General features: G+C 70.2%; 12 protein-coding genes and 3 pseudogenes. 4 read left to right on the forward strand and 11 right to left on the reverse strand.

The window, feature by feature from the left end; translation table 11 throughout:
* Positions 1-3: 3 nt before the first annotated feature.
* Together C6A87_RS04970 and C6A87_RS04975 are read right to left on the reverse strand one after the other, a co-directional pair.
* A complete protein-coding gene (locus C6A87_RS04970) occupies positions 4-765 on the reverse strand; it encodes an SDR family NAD(P)-dependent oxidoreductase (protein WP_311116254.1) in 762 nt (253 codons plus the stop codon).
* A gap of 10 nt (positions 766-775) precedes the next feature.
* A pseudogene (locus C6A87_RS04975) lies at positions 776-1,788 on the reverse strand (acetamidase/formamidase family protein).
* Between the two features lie 87 nt (positions 1,789-1,875).
* On the opposite strand from C6A87_RS04975, the gene C6A87_RS04980 reads away from it, so the two are divergent.
* On the forward strand, positions 1,876-2,292 hold the full coding sequence (locus C6A87_RS04980) for a pyridoxamine 5'-phosphate oxidase family protein (RefSeq protein WP_311116255.1): 417 nt from the start codon (positions 1,876-1,878) through the stop codon (positions 2,290-2,292).
* A gap of 35 nt (positions 2,293-2,327) precedes the next feature.
* Positions 2,328-3,170 carry a DUF4344 domain-containing metallopeptidase gene (locus tag C6A87_RS04985; RefSeq protein WP_311116256.1) on the forward strand — a complete coding sequence of 281 codons (843 nt, stop codon included), beginning with the start codon at positions 2,328-2,330 and terminating at the stop codon, positions 3,168-3,170.
* A 6-nt stretch (positions 3,171-3,176) separates the two neighbouring features.
* Here the strand turns inward: C6A87_RS04985 and C6A87_RS04990 are convergent, their stop codons facing one another.
* Positions 3,177-4,187 carry an esterase family protein gene (locus C6A87_RS04990; protein WP_396837070.1) on the reverse strand — a complete coding sequence of 337 codons (1,011 nt, stop codon included), beginning with the start codon at positions 4,185-4,187 and terminating at the stop codon, positions 3,177-3,179.
* Between the two features lie 151 nt (positions 4,188-4,338).
* A complete protein-coding gene (locus C6A87_RS04995; protein ID WP_311117820.1) occupies positions 4,339-6,807 on the reverse strand; it encodes a glycogen/starch/alpha-glucan phosphorylase in 2,469 nt (822 codons plus the stop codon).
* A gap of 224 nt (positions 6,808-7,031) precedes the next feature.
* On the opposite strand from C6A87_RS04995, the gene C6A87_RS05000 reads away from it, so the two are divergent.
* A complete protein-coding gene (locus C6A87_RS05000; RefSeq protein WP_311116258.1) occupies positions 7,032-8,945 on the forward strand; it encodes a diguanylate cyclase in 1,914 nt (637 codons plus the stop codon).
* On the opposite strand, the gene C6A87_RS05005 is transcribed toward C6A87_RS05000, so the two are convergent.
* The 5 genes and pseudogenes from C6A87_RS05005 to C6A87_RS05025 all read right to left on the reverse strand — a co-directional run bounded on the left by C6A87_RS05005 (position 8,874) and on the right by C6A87_RS05025 (position 14,574).
* Positions 8,874-9,896, reverse strand: coding sequence for an NAD(P)/FAD-dependent oxidoreductase (locus C6A87_RS05005; protein ID WP_311116259.1), 1,023 nt, complete (start codon positions 9,894-9,896; stop codon positions 8,874-8,876). The genes C6A87_RS05000 and C6A87_RS05005 overlap by 72 nt on opposite strands.
* Positions 9,893-10,411, reverse strand: coding sequence for an isoprenylcysteine carboxyl methyltransferase family protein (locus C6A87_RS05010; RefSeq protein ID WP_311116260.1), 519 nt, complete (start codon positions 10,409-10,411; stop codon positions 9,893-9,895). The genes C6A87_RS05005 and C6A87_RS05010 overlap by 4 nt, the downstream gene beginning before the upstream one ends.
* A gap of 4 nt (positions 10,412-10,415) precedes the next feature.
* Positions 10,416-11,489, reverse strand: a complete 1,074-nt coding sequence (locus C6A87_RS05015) for a 3-oxoacyl-[acyl-carrier-protein] synthase III C-terminal domain-containing protein (RefSeq protein WP_311116261.1) — start codon at positions 11,487-11,489, stop codon at positions 10,416-10,418.
* Positions 11,486-13,769: pseudogene (locus tag C6A87_RS05020) on the reverse strand (MMPL family transporter). The gene C6A87_RS05015 and the pseudogene C6A87_RS05020 overlap by 4 nt, the downstream one beginning before the upstream one ends.
* Before the next feature lie 73 nt (positions 13,770-13,842).
* Positions 13,843-14,574 (reverse strand): M15 family metallopeptidase, encoded by a 732-nt coding sequence (locus C6A87_RS05025; protein ID WP_311116262.1) that lies wholly within the window; start codon positions 14,572-14,574, stop codon positions 13,843-13,845.
* A gap of 122 nt (positions 14,575-14,696) precedes the next feature.
* Here C6A87_RS05025 and C6A87_RS05030 point away from each other — a divergent pair, with 122 nt between their 5' ends.
* Positions 14,697-14,957: a hypothetical protein gene (locus C6A87_RS05030; RefSeq protein WP_311116263.1), complete on the forward strand. Its 261-nt coding sequence runs from the start codon at positions 14,697-14,699 to the stop codon at positions 14,955-14,957.
* Positions 14,958-14,965: 8 nt separating this feature from the next.
* On the opposite strand, the pseudogene C6A87_RS05035 reads toward C6A87_RS05030, so the two are convergent.
* Positions 14,966-16,170 (reverse strand): annotated as a pseudogene (locus tag C6A87_RS05035) (SfnB family sulfur acquisition oxidoreductase).
* Entirely contained in the window at positions 16,167-17,336 is a 1,170-nt protein-coding gene (locus C6A87_RS05040; RefSeq protein WP_311116264.1) for an LLM class flavin-dependent oxidoreductase, read from the reverse strand. The pseudogene C6A87_RS05035 and the gene C6A87_RS05040 overlap by 4 nt, the downstream one beginning before the upstream one ends.
* Between the last annotated feature and the right edge of the window lie 133 nt (positions 17,337-17,469).

The following is a 17,469-nucleotide window of genomic DNA, read 5'->3' on the forward strand; positions in this document are numbered from 1 at the left end:
GCGTCAGAGTTGGACGCCGCGGGTGAGCGCGCCGTCGACCAGCAGGTTGGTGCCGGTGATGAAGCCGGCCGCCGGACTGGACAAGAACACCACCGCGTTGGCCACCTCCTGTGGGGTGGCCATCCGGCCGGTCGGGTTCAGCGCCAGCGCCGCGGCGAACAGGTCCGGGTCGTTCTGCTCGATCGACGGCCAGACCCCACCGGGAAAGTAGGTGTTACCGGGGCTGACGGTGTTGGCGCGCACGCCTCTTCCGGCCAGCTGGAAAGCCAGGCCCTGGGTGTAGTGGATGATCGCGGCCTTCATCGTGCCGTAAGGGCCTGCGGCGAAGTCGATCTCGCGGCCCGACACGCTGGAGATCGTCACGATCGACGCGGAGTCGGACTCCAGCAGATACGGAAGCGCAGCGTCGACCAGGCCCACCGTGCCCATCAGGTCCACCTCGAACGAGGCGCGCCAGTTCTGCGGCGTCTCCGGGATCGCGAGCGCGCTGACGTTGGCCACCACGCCGTCGAGCCCGGAGAACCTGTCCGCGGACGCGTTCACCCATGCCTCCACCGCGGCGCCGTCGCCGACGTCGATCGCGGCACCCACCGCGGTGGCGCCTCCTGCGGTCAGCTCGGCCTGCGCGTCGGCCACCGCGTCGACGGTGCGCGCACAGAAGGCGACCGACGCGCCCTCGGCGAGCAGACCCTCCACCACCGCGCGGCCGATGCCGCGGGTACCGCCCGTGACGACGAAGCGCTTACCTGAGAGTCCGAGATCCATGGCAGTCCTCCTAGTAGTTGACGGTGCCCAATGACCGTGCTGCCGAACGCAGTGCGGCGTGGATACCGTCGTATGCGGACGCTGCAGGCAGCAGCCGCTTGTCGATCTTGGTGACCGCGCTGTAGTTGGTGTCGACGACGTTGGCGATCGGCGCGAGCGAGATCTGGGTGAGCAACTGATAGGCGTCCAGGCGGTCCAGGCCGTAGAGCTCGCCCAGCCAGGTGATCATCTCCACCTGCCCCGCCCGCCACGCCTCCTCCAGCGGCGGCCCGACCCCACACACATCAGATGGGTGTCGTTCTCCAGCCGCGGCCACGCCGGCCCGCCGCCCTTGACCAGGTCGACGATCGCGGTGACGTGCATCGCGCCCTCCACCGCGGTCCCGCACGACTCGCCCTCACCCTGGCGGTAGTGCCCGTCGCCGAGCGAGAACAACGCGCCGGGCACGTTCACCCGCAGAAAGCACGTCGCACCCGCCGTCATCTCCGGGGTGTCCATGTTGCCTCCGAACACGTCGGGCACCAGCGACGTGCGCACCTCGCGACGCGCCGGCGCCACCCCGACGGTGCCCAGCATCGGGTTCGACGGCAGCGCCACACTGAAGTCGCTGCCCCGGGCGTTGAACGCCAACGTCTTTGCCGCCGAGTCATATTCATAGATCCACGTGCGCTCGGGCAGCGGATCCTGCAGCGTGGGGCTGACAGGGACGCTGGTCAGTCCACCGAAGAACGGGATCAGCGTGGACGCGCCCCATGTGCGCGCCGGGGTCAGGTCGACCAGGTGCACCGCCAGCGTGTCGCCGGGTTCGGCGCCCTCGATCCAGAACGGGCCGGTCTGCGGGTTGAGGTCCTCGGTGTCCAGAGCTGTCGACGCGACGTCATCTGCGCTGGTGATGCGGCCGCCGTAGGCGTCCTCGGTCCACAGCGTCAGCACCGTGCCCGGCCGGATCCGTCGCACCGGCTCCGCGCCGCCGAAGGTGAAGCTGAACTGATCGGCCGTCGGGACGAAGGTGAGGTGGTCCATGCCGACCATCCTGGCCCGGCAACGCCGCCGCCGCCATACGATCGACGACATGGGCGACCAGAGGGCCCGAACGAGTTCGGGCCAGACATGGCGAAGATGACCAAGGACGAGCGTGAGCAGTACCTCGCTGGTGTACACGTCGGGGTGATCGCGGTGGAGCGGCCGGGCCGTGCCCCGCTGGCGGTGCCCCTCTGGCACGACTACCGGCCCGGCGGCGAAGTGCTGCTGTGGACCGACACGGACTCGGTGAAGCACAAGCTGATTCGCGATGCGGGCCGGTTCGCGATCACCGTCCAGGACGAACAGCCGCCCTACAAGTACGTCAGCGCCGAGGGCGACGTCACCGATATCGGGCCCGCTCAGGACGCGGAGGTGCGCGCGCTCGCGGTGCGCTACCTCGGGGAGCAGGCCGGCGGACAGTTCGCCGGCGAGAACCTGACGTCGACCTCGATCGTCATCCGGATGCGCCCGCAACATTGGCTGAGCACGGATTACTCGAAGTAGGCCCCGCACGGCCGTCGATCTGAGAACGTCTAACCGTGCATCCGCAAATAGCTCCCGTGCTGATCGCCGCGCTGCTCGTGGCAGGGTGCGGCGGCGCCCAGCAGGCGGCCCCCTCCGACCAACCGTCGGCGAAGGTGTCCGCCGACTCCGGGGAAAGCCCCGCAGCAGACGGCAACGGGCGAATGACGGTCACCTACGAAGACGCGCACACCCCCGAGGCCGAGAACGGTCGCGCGCTGCTGCAGGACAACACGGTGCTCGAAGACCTCGCCGACGACATCAACCAGTCGCTGGCGCTTCCCCACGACGTGGCGCTGATCGGCGCCCAGTGCGACGAGGCCAACGCGTACTGGGATCGCGCCGCCTCCAGCGTCACGATCTGCTACGAGGACGCCGACCTCGCCGAGTACATCTTCGCTGAGGCAGGTGACCCGGATCCGATTGCGTCAGCGGTCAACTCGGAGTACGCGACGTTCTACCACGAGGTCGGTCACATGGTGATCAGCCTGTACAACCTGCCGGTCACCGGCCGCGAAGAGGACGTCGCCGACCAGCTCGCCGCCTACGTGCTGCTCGCCGAGGGGGAGGACGGCACCATCGATCCCGTGTCGGTGCAGGCCGTCAAGGACTACGCCCGCACATTCGGCGCGGCCGGCGCCGAGCGCACCGAGCTCGACAACGACGACTTCGCCGACGTCCACTCGCTGGACGAGACCCGCAATATCAACCTGCAGTGCTGGATCTACGGCGCCGACCCGGAGGGCAATGCCGACCTGGTGGGCGGCGAACTACCCGAGCGGCGGGCCGACGGCTGCTCCGAGGAATGGGCGCAGCTGCAGAACGCCTGGGCGACGCTGCTCGACCCGCACTTCAAGTAGCCGCGGTCAGCCCGCCGGTGCCGCCGGTGCCGCCGGTGGTGGTGGCGCGGGCGCCGGAGGCGGCGGGGGTGGAGGCGGCGGCACGAGCAGCCGGACCAGGTCGGCTTTCATCGCCTGCAGCTGGGCGCCCCAGTACCCCCAGCTGTGGGTGCCGTTCGGCGGGAAGTTGAACACCGCGTTGCGCCCGCCCGCCGCGAGGTACTTGTCGCGGAACTCCTTGTTGGTGCTCAGCGTGATCGTCTCGAGAGAGCCGGCGCTGACGCTGCGGCCGAAGTCGCCGCCGGTGTCCAGGTCCGAGGTCACCCCGTTGCCGCAGTAGATCCACAGCGCGGTGCGGTTGGCGACCAGCCGATTGATGTTCAGCATCGGGTCCGCACGCAGCCAGGCCGGCGAACCCGGCTTGCCCCACATGTCGAACGAGTCGAAGCCGCCTGCATCCTGCATCGCGATGTCGATCAGCGGCGGCCACAGCTTCTGCGACGGCGCCAGATACCCCGACAGCGATGCGGCGAACTTGTACTGGCGCGGATGCCAGGCCGCCATCGTCAACGCCGCGCTGCCCGACATCGACAGCCCGACAACGGCATTGCCGAAGGGATCCTGAACCCGGTTGGCGGCCAGCCACGTCGGCATCTCGTTGGTCAGGAACGTCTCCCACTTGTACGTCAGCGTCCCGGCGTTGTTCTTGGCGGGTCGGTACCAGTCGGCGTAGAAACTGGACTGTCCGCCGACCGGCATGATCACCGACACCCCGGACTCGTGGAACCACTCGAACGCCGCGGTGTTGATGTCCCAGCCGTTGAAGTCGTCCTGGGCGCGCAGCCCGTCGAGCAGCAGCACCGAATGGGGGCCGCCGCCCTGAAATTCGACGCGGATGGTGCGGCCCATCGACGGCGACGGGATGTCGAGCTGTTCGATCGGCAGTCCGGGCCGGGAGAACGCCTGGGCCGCCGGCGGGGCGCTCACCGTCACTCCGGCGGCAAGCAGCAGCGCGACGGCGAGGCGCGCGAAGAACATCACGCGCGCGAAGTTAACAGCGCCGAGGGGACGGGACGTTCGGGCGCGCAGAGGCGGTGACCGCCTTGTTATCGACTCATGACCCGGCCGAGATTGCGTTCAGCGCGCGATCTTCCCGACTTGACGCGCGTGGAATGCAATTTCGGCGGGGTCAGTCCAGGTCGACCGACATCGGGCCGACGCCCCAGATCTCGTCGCAGTACTGCCGGATCGCGCGGTCGGAGGAGAACTTGCCGCTGCGCGCGGTGTTGCGGATCGACATCCGCGACCACGCGTCCCGGTCCAGCCACACCCGGCTGACGTCGTCCTGGCAGTCCACGTACGCGCGGTAGTCGGCCAGCACCAGGAACGGGTCGTGGTGCAGCAGGTTGTCCACGATCGGGCGCAGCACCTCGGTGTCGCCCTGGGTGAACTCACCGCTGGCGATCAGCTCCAGCACCGCCGCGAGCTCCGGATCGGACTCCACATGGGCCATCGGGCGGTAGCCGTCGGCCTTGACCCGCTCGACCTGGCTCTCGGTCAGCCCGAACAGGAAGAAGTTCTCCGAGCCGGCCTCCTGCCGGATCTCGACGTTGGCGCCGTCGAGGGTCCCGATCGTCAGCGCGCCGTTGATCATGAACTTCATGTTCCCGGTGCCCGAGGCCTCCTTGCCGGCCGTCGAGATCTGCTCGCTCAGGTTGGCCGCCGGATACACCAGATGCGCGGTCTTGACGTTGAAGTTGGGCAGGAACACCACCTTCAGGAACCGGTTGACCCGCGGGTCGGCGTTGACCGTGTCGCCGACGGCGGTGATCAGCTTGATGATCCGCTTGGCCATGAAATAGCCGGGCGCGGCCTTGCCGCCGAAGATGAACACCCGCGGCGGGATCGACAGACCGGGGTTGGCCTTGAGCCGGTGGTACAGCGCGATGATGTGCAACACCATCAGGTGCTGGCGCTTGTACTCGTGGATGCGCTTGACCTGGACGTCGAACATCCAGGACGGATCGAGCTCGATGCCGGTGATCGAGTGCACATGCTCGGCCAGCCGGGCCTTGTTGGCGCGCTTGACCTCCCGCCAGCGGGCTCGGAAAGCCGGGTCGTCGACGAACGACTCGAGGCCGTGCAGCCGGCCCAGGTCGGTCAGCCAGCCGGGCCCGATGGTGTCGTCGAGCAGCGCGCGCAGCCCCGGGTTGGACAGCGCCAGGAACCGTCGCGGCGTCACCCCGTTGGTGACGTTGCCGAAGCGCTCCGGCCACATCTCGTAGAAGTCCTTGAGCACGCTGGCCTTGAGCAGTTCCGAATGCAGCGCCGCGACCCCGTTGACGGCGTGGCTGCCGACGGTGGCCAGGTGCGCCATCCGCACGCTTTTTCCGCCGTCCTCGCCGATCAACGACATCCGGCGCACCCGCTCCTCGTCGCCGGGGAAGCGGGCCCGCACCTCGTCGAGGAACCGTTCGTTGATCTGGTAGATCAGCTCCAGATGGCGGGGCAGTGCCTCGCCGAAGATGTGCAGCGGCCAGGTCTCCAGCGCCTCGGGCAACAGCGTGTGGTTGGTGTAGCCGAACGTGCGCACCGTCAGGTCCCAGGCTTCGTCCCAGCCGAGCTGATGCTCGTCGATGAGCAGCCGCATCAGCTCGGCCACCGCGATCGACGGGTGGGTGTCGTTGAGCTGGATGGCCCACTTGTCGGGCAGCGTGTGCAGCGGCAGGTGCGCCCGCTGCAGATGGATGTTCAGGATGTCCTGCAGCGAGCACGTGACGAAGAAGTACTGCTGCAGCAACCGCAGCCGCTTGCCGGCCTCCGGTTCGTCGTTGGGGTAGAGCACCTTGGACACGGTCTCGGAGATGACCTCCTCGTCGACCGCCTTGTAGAAGTCGCCGGTGTTGAACGCCTCCAGCGCGAAAGACTCGACCGCCCGCGCGCTCCACAGCGTCAGCGTGTTGCAGGTGGTGACGCCGTAGCCCTGCACCGGGGTGTCGTGGGAGACGCCTTTGAGCACCCGCTGGGGCACCCAGCGCACCCGCAGCCGGCCCGTGACGTCCTCATAGGTCTCGGTGTGCCCGCCCCAGTTGACGATGTAGCTGGCGTCCGGCTTGTCGATCTCCCACGGATTGCCGTGCACCAGCCAGTTGTCGGTCTTCTCGACCTGCCAGCCGTCGACGATCTCCTGGGTGAAGATGCCGAACTCGTAGCGGATGCCGTAGCCGATCGACGGGCGCTCGAGGGTGGCCAGCGAGTCCAGGTAGCACGCGGCCAGCCGGCCCAGGCCGCCGTTGCCCAGCCCCGGCTCGCCCTCGCAGGCCAGGATCACGTCGAGGTCCTGGCCGAGGTCGGCCAGCGCTTCGCGGGCCGCGTCCTCGATGCCGAGGTTGAGCAGGTTGTTGCCCAGCTGCGGGCCCATCAGGAACTCCGCCGACAGATAGCAGGTGACCTTCGCCGACAGGTCCAGCCAGTTCTGTGTGGTGCTCATCCAGCGCTTCTGCATCCGGTCCCGCACGGCCAGCGACAGCGCCTGGTAGTAGTGCTCGGGGGTCAGCACGGCGGCGGGCCGGGCGATCGAGTACATCAGGTGGTCCTTGACCGCGGCGCGCAGCGCGTCGGCGGTCAGCCCGGAGCGGGTCTGCCCGGTCGGCCCCATCGGGGCGCCGTTGATCTCCGCGGACGTGTCCGGGACGGGATTCACGACATCAGTCACTAGCTCTCCTGCGGTCGCAGACTCGGGGGTGCGGACCCGTCATTGTGTCGCGTGCGCGTTTCCGATCCGGGTCCGGGATGTGAACGACACGTTCGCCCCCGTTTTCGGCAAAGGATTGCCGAGACATTATTAACGGGGTTGACTGTTTGAATGTCGAAGGGCCTGCAGTGCCGCTGACGGGCGGGTTGACCCGCCCGCAGCAGTGGGCTGCGCGCCTGCGCGCGGCCGACCTGTTGCCCCCGTTGTGGGGGCTGGTGGGCTGGACCGCCGCCGTGGTGCTGGCGTCCTCCCTGGTCCGCTGGCTGGCTTCGGTGGACGGCCGGACCTTCACGGTGGTGTGGCTGGCTGCCGCCCCACAGCTGGTCGCGCTGCTGCTGGCGCGCCGCAGGCACTGGCCTGTCTACCTGGTGACGTTCGCCTTCTTCCAGTACGTGCCGGCCTGGCTACTGCTGAACCGGCCGCCGGAGCTCGCCGCGCTGTCCACGCTGAGCACCGTGGTGTTCGCCGCGGCGATGCTGCACTCCGACCAGGACTGGATCCACGGCCGCACCGACTCGCTGCACAGCTGGCGCCGGTTCGTGCTGTACGCGGTGATCGTCGCGCCGGCGTTCGCCGGCACCATCGGGGCGTTCAGCGTGCTGGTGCACCAGCAGGGCCGCACCGACCCGAAGTCACTGTGCATCGTGGCGCTGATCTGGTATCTCGCCGAGGCGGTCGGCATCGCGTTCCTCGCGCCGGTGCTGTTGCGCTGGCGGCGGTACTGGCGCAGGCACACCGCCCGCCAGGTGGTCATGACGGGCGGTTTCACGGTTCTGATGGTCGTGCTGGGCACCATCGCGGCCTACGAGTCGAACTTCGTGCTGATGTTCCTGACCGCGGTGCCCGCGCTGCTGGTGCTCATCGAGTTCGGAATCGCGGCGGCGTTCTGGCAGATGGCCGTCGGCGCGGTGATCCTGCTGAGCGCCACGTTCGCCGGGATGGGGCCGTTCGCGGCGACGGCGTCCGATTCGACCGAGGCGATGATCCACACCCAGGTGTTCCTGCTGACCGGCTACGCGATGGTGGTGCTGGTGGCCGCGGCGCTGGAGGAACGCAACCGGCTGACCGCGCTGGACCGCGCCAGCCACGAGGTCTACGACCTGGTCGCCGACCTCACCGGAGACCTGGTGATCGTCGTCGACGCGCGCGGGGATGTGCTGCACCACGCGTTCACCGGGCACAGCAACCTGAACCTGCCGCCCGGCCGTATCAGCCGGCGTCAGTGGCAGGCCGAGGTACACCCCGACGATCTGCATCTGCTCGCCGACCACTGGCTGGCCCCGGGCACCGGGGCGTCGCAGCCGTTCCGGATCAAGGCCCGCGACGGCTCGTGGTGCTGGTTCGTGATGCACACCCGGCGCGCCGCCAAAGGCCTGTCGGCGGCCGTGCTGCGCGACGTCACGCTGGAGCGCGAGGCGCAGGAGTCGCTGACCGACATGGCGAACTCCGACCCGCTCACCGGGTTGGCCAACCGGCGCGGCATGGCCCGGCGGGCCCGCGAGATCTGGCTGCACGCACTGGAATCCGACGAACCACTGACCGCGCTGTTCATCGACGTCGACCACTTCAAGGCCTACAACGACCAGTTCGGCCACCAGGCCGGCGACGTCTGCCTGCGCGAGGTCGGCGAGGTCCTGGCCCACCTCGCCGATCCCAGGACCTGTGTGGCGACCCGCTACGGCGGCGAGGAGTTCGCGGTGGTGCTGGCCGGGTGCGACGACCCGTACACGTTCGCGACCGGACTGGCCTCGGCGATCCGCGCGCTGTCCATCACCCACCCCGCCTCACCGTCGGGCGTGGTCACCGTCAGCATCGGCGTCGCGACGGTGGCGCCGCGCGACGAGGTCCGGTTCGGCGGCGCAGACCCCGACGCCGCGGTCAGCGAGCTGCTCGACCGTGCCGACAAGGCGCTCTACGCGGCGAAATCCCAGGGACGCAACAGGATCTCGGTGGCCCACGACGACGCTCTGCTAGTCGGCGAGCATGTTCACCACGCCGGTGAACACCCGCGGGAGTCCGCCGGCGGCGGGCACGATGAGTGAGCGCAGCGGTGACGTACCGGCCCGCAGCACCGCGGCGGTCAACAGCCGGTAGCGGCGGGTGGCGTGGCGCCACTGGTGCTCGTAGCCGTCGGGCCGGTCGGCCAGCACGCTGTCCACCAGCAGCCGGGCCGCGGCGAACGCCAAGCCCAGGCCTTCGCCGGTGAGCGCGTCGACGTAGCCGGCCGCGTCGCCGACCAGCAGCACCCGGCCCGCGACCCGGCTGCGCACCCGCTGACGCAGCGGTCCGGCGGCCCGGTCGGGCTCGTGCGGCAGACCCGCGAGGCGTTGCCGCAGCGCGGGAAACGCGTCCAGGTGGTTCTCGAAACGGCCCTGCCGGGAGGTCAGGATCGCGATCCCGACACAGTCGTCGGCCACCGGGGTCACATACGCTTCCCCGGCGCCGGGATCACGTGACCAGTACACCTCGACGCAGTCGCTCCACGGCGCGATGGCGACGTGACGCTTGAGGCCCCAGCGCCGGTCCCCGGCCGCGGGCCGCTCGAGGCCGAGCCCGGCACGGATCGGGGAGTGCAACCCGTCGGCGGCCGCCAGGTAGCGAGCCCGGATCCCGTTCACCGTGACCGAATCCGCGTCCTGGCGCAGCGCGCCGACCTTGTCGTGCACCAGGGTCACCCCGGCGTCGGCGGCGGCCTCCAGCAGCGCGGCGTGCAGCGCGGTGCGGCGCACCCCGAGCCCGGCGCTGGACCCGAAACTCGCGGTGACACACCGCCGGTGGTCGAAGTAGGTGACCCCGTGGAAGGGTTTGCCGGCGGGCTGCGCGCCGAGCCGCCCCAGGTGGCGCACGGCGTGCGGCATCAGGCCCTCGCCGCACGCCTTGTCGATCGGACCTGTGCGCTTCTCGACCACGACGGTGTCCAGGCCCGCCCGCGCGGCGTGGATCGCGGTGGCCAGGCCCGCGGGCCCGCCGCCGGCGACCAGCAGGTCGATCATGCCGGCTGTGACGGTGTCAGGGACTGCAAGGCCTTGTCCTCCAGCGTGATCCGGGTGCGCAGCAGGGCGGCGTTGAGCGTGGTGAACACCAGCGCCGTGATCCAGGCGCTGTGCACCAGTGGCAGCGCGATGCCCTCGACGACCACCGCGACGTAGTTGGGGTGGGACAGGAACCGGTACGGCCCGCCGGTGACGCGCCCGGCGCCCGGCACCACCACGACGCGGGTGTTCCACTGGTGGCCGAGGGTGGTGATGCACCACCAGCGCAGACCCTGCGCGGCCACCACGAGCGCGAACATCGACCAGCCCAGGACCGGGACGAACTCCCGGTGCGCGGCCTCGAACAGGCAGGCCACCAACAGCCCGGTGTGCAGCACCACCATCACCGGATAGTGGCCTGCGCCGAACTCGACCCCGCCGCGTTCCCGGCTCCATCTGAGGTTCCGTTGTGAGACAACCAGTTCTGCGACGCGTTCGAGCGCGACCGCGGCGATCAGCAGGGTGTAGGCGAACATGTCGTCAGTTCCACCGCAGCAGCACGAGCTCGGCGCAGAAGCCAGGCCCCATCGCCATCAGCAGCCCGGCGCTGCCCGCCGGCGGCTCCTTGGCCCTGGTGTCGCGCAGGATGTGCAGCACCGACGACGAGGACAGGTTCCCGACCTCGGCCAGCGACCGCCAGGACAGCTCCAGTGCGTCGACGGACAGGTGCAGCGTGTCGGTCACGGCCTCCATGACCTTCGGACCGCCGGGGTGTGACACCCACGCGGCGATGTCGTCGACGGTGAGGTCGTGATCGCCGAGGAAGCCGGCGACGTCGCCCTCGAGGTGGGTCTCGATCAGCGCGGGCAGGTCCGGAGACAGGATCAGTTCGAAGCCCGAACTGCCGACCCGCCACCCCATGGTGTCCAGTGAGTCGGGGTACATGCGGCTGCGTGAGTCGAGCACCGCGGGTCCGGTCGCGCCGATCCGTGCGGCCCGGCCAGCGCCGGCGGCGATGACCGCAGCGGCGCCGTCACCGAACAGCGCGCTGCCGACCAGGCCTGCCATCGTCGGCCCGACCGCCGGGTAGGTCAACGAGCACAGCTCCACCGAGACCAGCGCGGCGATGTGGCAGGGTGCGCCGCGCAGATAGTCGTGCATGCGCGCGATGCCCGCCGCCCCGGCCACACAACCCAGTCCGAACAGCGGCATCCGCCGCACGTCGGCGCGCAGACCGAGCCGCCCGGCGATGCGGGCGTCCAGCGACGGCACGGCCACCCCGGTGACCGTGGTCGTCATGATCATGTCGAGATCGGCCGGTTGCAGCCCGGCCTCGTCCAGCGCGGCGGTCAGCGCCGCGCATCCCAGCTCGAGGGCGTGCTCCAGGTACAGGTCGTTGGCCTCGCCGAAGTCGGCCAGCTCCGGGTAGCGCTCCAGCGGGAGCACGAAGTGGCGGGTGTCCACTTTGGCGTGCTCGTGCAGGGCGCGCACCACCTCCTCCGACCCGGCGAACGCGGGCAGCCCGACGAACTGGTCGGTGATCTCGGCCTGGGAGTAGTGGTGGGGCGGCAGTGCGCCCTGCACCCCGGCGATGACGCTGGCCTGGTTGTTCATGAGGTGATCCGTTCGGGGTGGGGGACTTCGGGGGCGGGAAGGGGCGCCTCGGCGAAGCCGAGGCGTGCGTGCACGCGGGTGAGCCACCGTGGCGCCCACCAGTTGCGTCCGCCCATCAGGCGCATGAACGCCGGGACGAGCACCATCCGCACCAGGGTGGCGTCGACCAGCACGGCCAGGGTGAGGCCGAGGCCGAACATCCGCATGAACGACACGCTGGCGGCGATCAGCGCGGCGAACGAGATGGACATGATCAGTGCGGCCGCGGTGATGATGCGGCCGGTATGGGCGATGCCCAGTGCCACCGCCTCGTCGGAATCACCTGTCTTGAGCCAGAACTCGCGAATGCGTGCGACGAGGAAGACCTCGTAGTCCATCGACAGCCCGAATGCGATGCAGAACAGCAGCACCGGCATGTTCGCCACCAGCGTGCCCGTCGGGGTGGTGCCCAGGCCCGACAGGTGCCCTTCCTGGAAGATCCACACCAGCGCGCCGAACGCAGCTGAGAGCGAGAGCGTGTTCAGCACAAGGGCTTTCAGCGGCACCACGACACTGCCGGTGAGCAGGAACAGCAGGACGAACATGATGACCGCGATCAGCCCGAGGACCGTCGGCAGCGTGGAGGTGATCGCGTCCACGCTGTCGCGGTTGACCTGGGCGGTGCCGGTCATCTGCACCTCGCGCCCGTCCGGGCCGGCCACGGCGTGCAGCCGGTCGAGCTGGGCCTCGGAGGCGTCGGAGAACAGCGGCGCGTCGCTGGCCACGGTCAGGAACACGCTGCCGTCGCGTTCGCCGGCGCCGACGGCGGCCCCGCCCTGACGCCGTCGACGAACGTGCCGGTCGGCGCGGAGACGGCGGGCACGTCGGGCACCCGCGACAGTTCGGCGGCGTAGGCCGACAGCTCGGTCGTGCTCACGTTCGTGCTGTCGGGCAGCACGACGGTCACCGCGGTGTCCACGTTGCCCGCGGTCCGGCGAACTCGCTCCGCAACTGGTCGCCGACCTGGTGGGCGGAGGCGGACGGCGGCAGCACCCGCTCGTCGGGGAACCCCCATCTGACCCCGAGGAACGGTGTGCCCAGTAGTAGCAGCAGCGTGACCACGGCGAGTCCCAGCGGCAGCGCGCGGCGCATCACCGCCTTCGCGCAGCGGTACCAGAAGCGCTGCTCGACGGGCACCGGCGGCGGGTCGGGCCGGTGCAGCAGCCGCCGCGCCAGCTTACGGACGTCCAGCGCGTCGACCCGGTCTCCGAGCAGCGCCAGCGCCGCCGGCGTCACCACCACGGCGGCCACGGCGGCGAAGGCGACGGTCGCCACCCCGGCGTAGGCGAACGACTTCAGGAAGTGCATCGGGAACAGCACCATCACCGCCATCGACAGCGCGACCGTGGTCGCCGAGAACAGCACGGTGCGCCCGGCGGCGGTGACGGTACGCCGGATCGCCTCCGGGCGCTCGGCGCCGGTGGCGAGCTCGTCGCGGTAGCGCGACAGGATCAGCAGGGTGTAGTCGATCGCCAGCGCCAGGCCCAGCGCGGTGGCCAGGTTCAGCGCGAAGATCGACACGTCGGTGGCGAACGTGACCAGGCGCAGCACGGCCAGCGCGCCGACGATCGCCATGCCGCCGATGGCCACCGGCAACGCGGCGGCCGGCAACCCGCCGAACACCCAGACCAACACCAGGAAGCTCAGCGGGATCGCCAGCGACTCCATCACCAGCAGGTCGCGCTGGGAGTGCTCGGTGATCTGCACGTTGACCATCGCGGGGCCGCCGGTGGTGACGGTGATGTCGTCGGGGCCGTCCCGGTCGCGGGTGAGGTCCTTCGACAGCTGCGCGGCGTAGGTCTGCTGTTGGGCCTCGTCGCCGTTGATGCCCGCGACCACCAGGCCGGCGGTGCGGTCCCGGCTGACCAGGTCGGCGGCCGCAGCCGGCGGCGAGGTCCACGGCGACGACACGTCGGTCACGTGCGGATCGGTGTCCAGCCGCCGCACGACGTCCAGGCCGGCGTCGCGCACCCGCGGGCTGTCCACCCCGGCCGGGGAGGACACCACGATCAGCATCTGGACGTCGCCCTGGCCGAACTTCTCGGTGAGAAGCGCCGACGCCTGGGCGGATTGGGAGCCGGGATCGGAGAAACCGCTCGGCGACAGGCTTTTGGCGACCGGCACCCCGAACACCGCCAGCACGGCGGTCAGCAACGCCGCGGCGAGCAGTACGCGTCGCGGAGCGGCGAGCGCGAGAGAGGCGATTCTGGGAAGCAGCGGAGTCTCCAACCACGAGGGCATCTAGACCTACGACACGTAATACGCCCGGCGAGGGTTCACGTATTGCACAGGCCGGTCCGCCCGGCCCGGTGGGTCAGCCGATCTCGAAGTGCTGGTAATCGAACGGGGTGCGCCAGTGCCCGCCCCAGCGCCACCCGCGGTCGGTGAACGCGCGCACCGCCGGGTCGCCGTCGTGCAGCATCCCGGCATCGGTGCGGGTGCGGTCCACCCACGGTCCGGCGTTGGCGGGCTGGAAGTCGCCGCGCCGGTCGATGTACGGGTTGAGTCGCGGGTTCACGTCGACCGCGCGGCCGTAGGCGTGCAGCGACCAGTTGCCGGTGCCCGGGATGTCGCGGCAGTTGAACGCCGAGGTGTTGTTGTCGCGCATCGACAGCTCGTCGTCGGCGCCGGGGTAGCGGTCGGCGGTGTCCATCTTCTCGATCGGGTAACGCAGCCGGTGCAGTTCGGCGAAGACCTCGATCACCTCGTCGGTCAGCTCGCGGTGCACCATGAGCCGCCCGCGGTGGGTCTGGCCGTCGAAACCCCAGTGGTCCAACTCGATTCGGCGCAACTCCTTGGGCTCCAGTGGGCAGCCCGGCCGCCACGTCGTCCCGAGGTCGGCGGCGGTCACCGTGTGCACCTCGGCCGGGCGCGGCCGGGGCGCGGCCGGCGTGACGGTGCGGACGGTCTCCGCGGGCAGCGGCGCGGCGGCCGGGGAAGGCGTGCTGGACGCCTGTACCGACGGGGTGGGGGCGTCGTCCGCGGGCGCGCACTGCACCAGTACCGCTGTCGCGACCGCCAGTGCGGCCAGCCCTGCACACCTCACCGCGGACCAACCTACCGCAGCCGGATGTGCCGTTAGTGGCGCTAATCAGTTCTGTTAGTGGGGCTTTGGAATTTGACGGTCAGGTCACAAGATCGGTGCCATTGCTGTGACATGCGTCATCGGTGAGCTATATTGTGTGCGTCATCACAGAAGGGGTGGACATGGTCGGTATCGGCGAGGGCGCAATGGTCCCGCAGGCTGTCGAGTCGCACCGCGTTGCGCATGCGTCCGGCTCGGTCAACTGGGCGGTCGCGCTGTTGATGGTGTTGCTCCTGATCGCGGCGACCGCGGGCGTGGTGGTCGCGCTGTTCAGCGGCATGCCGACGATCGCGTTGGTGATCGCGCTGGTCACCGGCGCGGTGTTCGCCGGCGTCGCCTGCTGACGAACGCCTCAGAGCTGCCCGTGTCGGGGTGGCCTGATCCCTGACACGGTGTACCTGCCGATGTGCTGCAGCTTCCACCGCGTCGGATCGTGCAGCGTGTGCGTCCGCGCGTCCCGCCAGTGCCGCGACAGGTTCGCCGACGCCGACGCGCTCCTGGTACCACCAGCTCGAACAACACGTCGGCCGCCGCCAGCGCCGCCCGCGCCGCGGCCACCTTCGCCACCGCCACCGCAATCGACGCCGCCGCGGCCGTCTCTTCGGTGAGGTCGGCGCTCGCCGCGTCCACCTGCCGGGCCGCGTCGGCCAGCAACGCCTGCGCGCCGCGCACCGTGACCGTCAGCTCACCGGCGACGGTGAGCAGCGTCGGATCCTCGGCCGCCGTGGCGACCGCCGCCTCGAAATGGGGACGGGCCCGCGCGATCTGACGCACCCCGGCCGCCAGCGCCCCGGTGGCGATGCCGACGTCGATCGCGGCGTGCCACAACTGGGCGCGCGCCCCGTAGGTCGTCGGCACCGAGAAGATCGGCGAGAACGGGACCACGTGCTCGGCGGGCACCGCGACGTCGGTGAGGGTCACGGTGCCCGACGCGGTGGTGCGCTGCCCCATGCCGTCCCAGTCGTCGACGACCTCGACCCCGTCGGCGTCGCGCCGCACGAACGCCAGCGCCTTGGGCGTCGAGGCTGTCGGGGCGGCGCCGGATCCGTCGGACAGCGAGGCGCGCACGACCACCCAGTCGGCGAACAACGCCCCGGTGGAGTAGAACTTGCGGCCCGACAGCGTGTAGTCGCCGCCGGCCCGCCGGCTCAGCGTGGTGGTGTCCACGTCGACGGTGTGCGGTCCGCGTTCGGACTGCGCGTTGGCCAGCAGCGCCCCGGCCCGCACCTGCTCGTAGAAGTACGCCTGCTGGTCCGCGGTGCCCTGCAGGCGTAGCGCCTCCAGGAACACGAAGTGCGAGTGCGGGATCTGAGCCAGCGACGGGTCGGCGTGGGCCAGCGACCGGAAAACCTCGGCCAGCACCTCCGCGGGTGCGTCGACCCCGCCCAGATGCCGCGGCACCGACAGCGCCAGCAGGCCGGATTCCTTGAGCGCTTTGACCTGGTCGTGGGGCAGCAGTCGTTCGGCGTCCCGGACATCGGCCTCGGCCGCGAAATCCTCGGCCAGCCGTGCCGCGTCGGCCAGCACGCCGTCGAAAGTTGCGGCGTCCAATGTCACCGGGCCGCGCCGATGAACGGAATCGACGCCGCGGCAGTGCTTTTCACATCCCGGGTGAACAGGCCACGCTCGCGCAAGATCGGCACCACGCCCTCGCCGAACCAGAACAGCTCCTCCAGGTGCGGGTAGCCCGAGAAGATGAACTCGTCGATCCCCGCCTCGGCGTACTCGGCGATGCGGTCGGCGACCTCGGTGTGGCTGCCCACCAGCGCGGTGCCCGCGCCGCCGCGGACGAGGCCGACGCCGGCCCACAGGTTCGGCGCGATCTCCAGCGAGCGTGCGTCGTGCCAGCTGCCCTCGGCGCGGTGCGCCTCGTGCAGGGCCAGCATGCGCTTCTGTCCCTCGGACTCGCTGCGGCCCAGACCCGCCTGCGCGTTGCGCACGGTCTCCTCGTCCAGTGCGCCGATCAGCTTGTCGGCCTGCGTCCAGGCTTCGCCTGCGGTGTCGCGGGTGATCACGTGCAACCTGATGCCGAACCTGATCTGCCTGCCCTGCTTGGCCGCGAGCCGCCGGATCCACTCGATCTTCTCGGCCACCGCAGCAGGCGGCTCACCCCAGGTCAGATATACGTCGGCATGCCGCGCTGCCACCGGGCCGGCCGCGGCCGAGCTGCCGCCGAAGTACAACGGCGGCACCGGATCCGGCAGCGTCGGAATCGCGGCCTCCTCGATCTGGATGTGCTCGCCCGCGTGCGTCACCGTCTGCCCGTCCCACAGCCGGCGGACCACGTCGAGGAACTCGTCGGCGCGCGCGTAGCGGCCGTCCTTGTCGAGGTGGTCCCCGAACGCGCGCTGTTCGTGCGCCTCGCCGCCGACCACCACGTTGAGCAGCAGGCGCCCGGGTGCGTGCCGGGCGAACGTGGCCGCCATCTGCGCGGACAGCGTCGGGCTGACCAATCCCGGCCGGAACGCCACCAGGAACGCCAGCGACGTCGTCTCCCTGGCCAGCAGCGCGGCGGTGATGAACGCGTCCTCGCACCACGCGCCGGTCGGGATGAGCGCCCCGGTGAAACCGAACGTCTCGGCAGCGCGCACGATCGAGCCGAGGTAGTCGATGGACGCATCCCGGTCACCGCTGGCCGATCCGGCCGGCGTGCCGTGCCCGCCCCCGACGATCAGCCGGCTGTCTCCGTAGGTCGGGAGAAACCAGTGCAGTTGCAGGCTCATTCGTGCTCCTAAGACGTGTTGCGGGTAATGCATCCCGTGTCGCAGCGCGCGCAGCGCCGGGCACAGGTCACCGCGGGATCCTGCCCGCTGCCACGGCGACGTTCACGGGTTTGCGTCACGGTGAACCGAAGGA

It is taken from the genome of Mycobacterium sp. ITM-2016-00317, from assembly GCF_002968295.1.
GTDB lineage: Bacteria > Actinomycetota > Actinomycetes > Mycobacteriales > Mycobacteriaceae > Mycobacterium.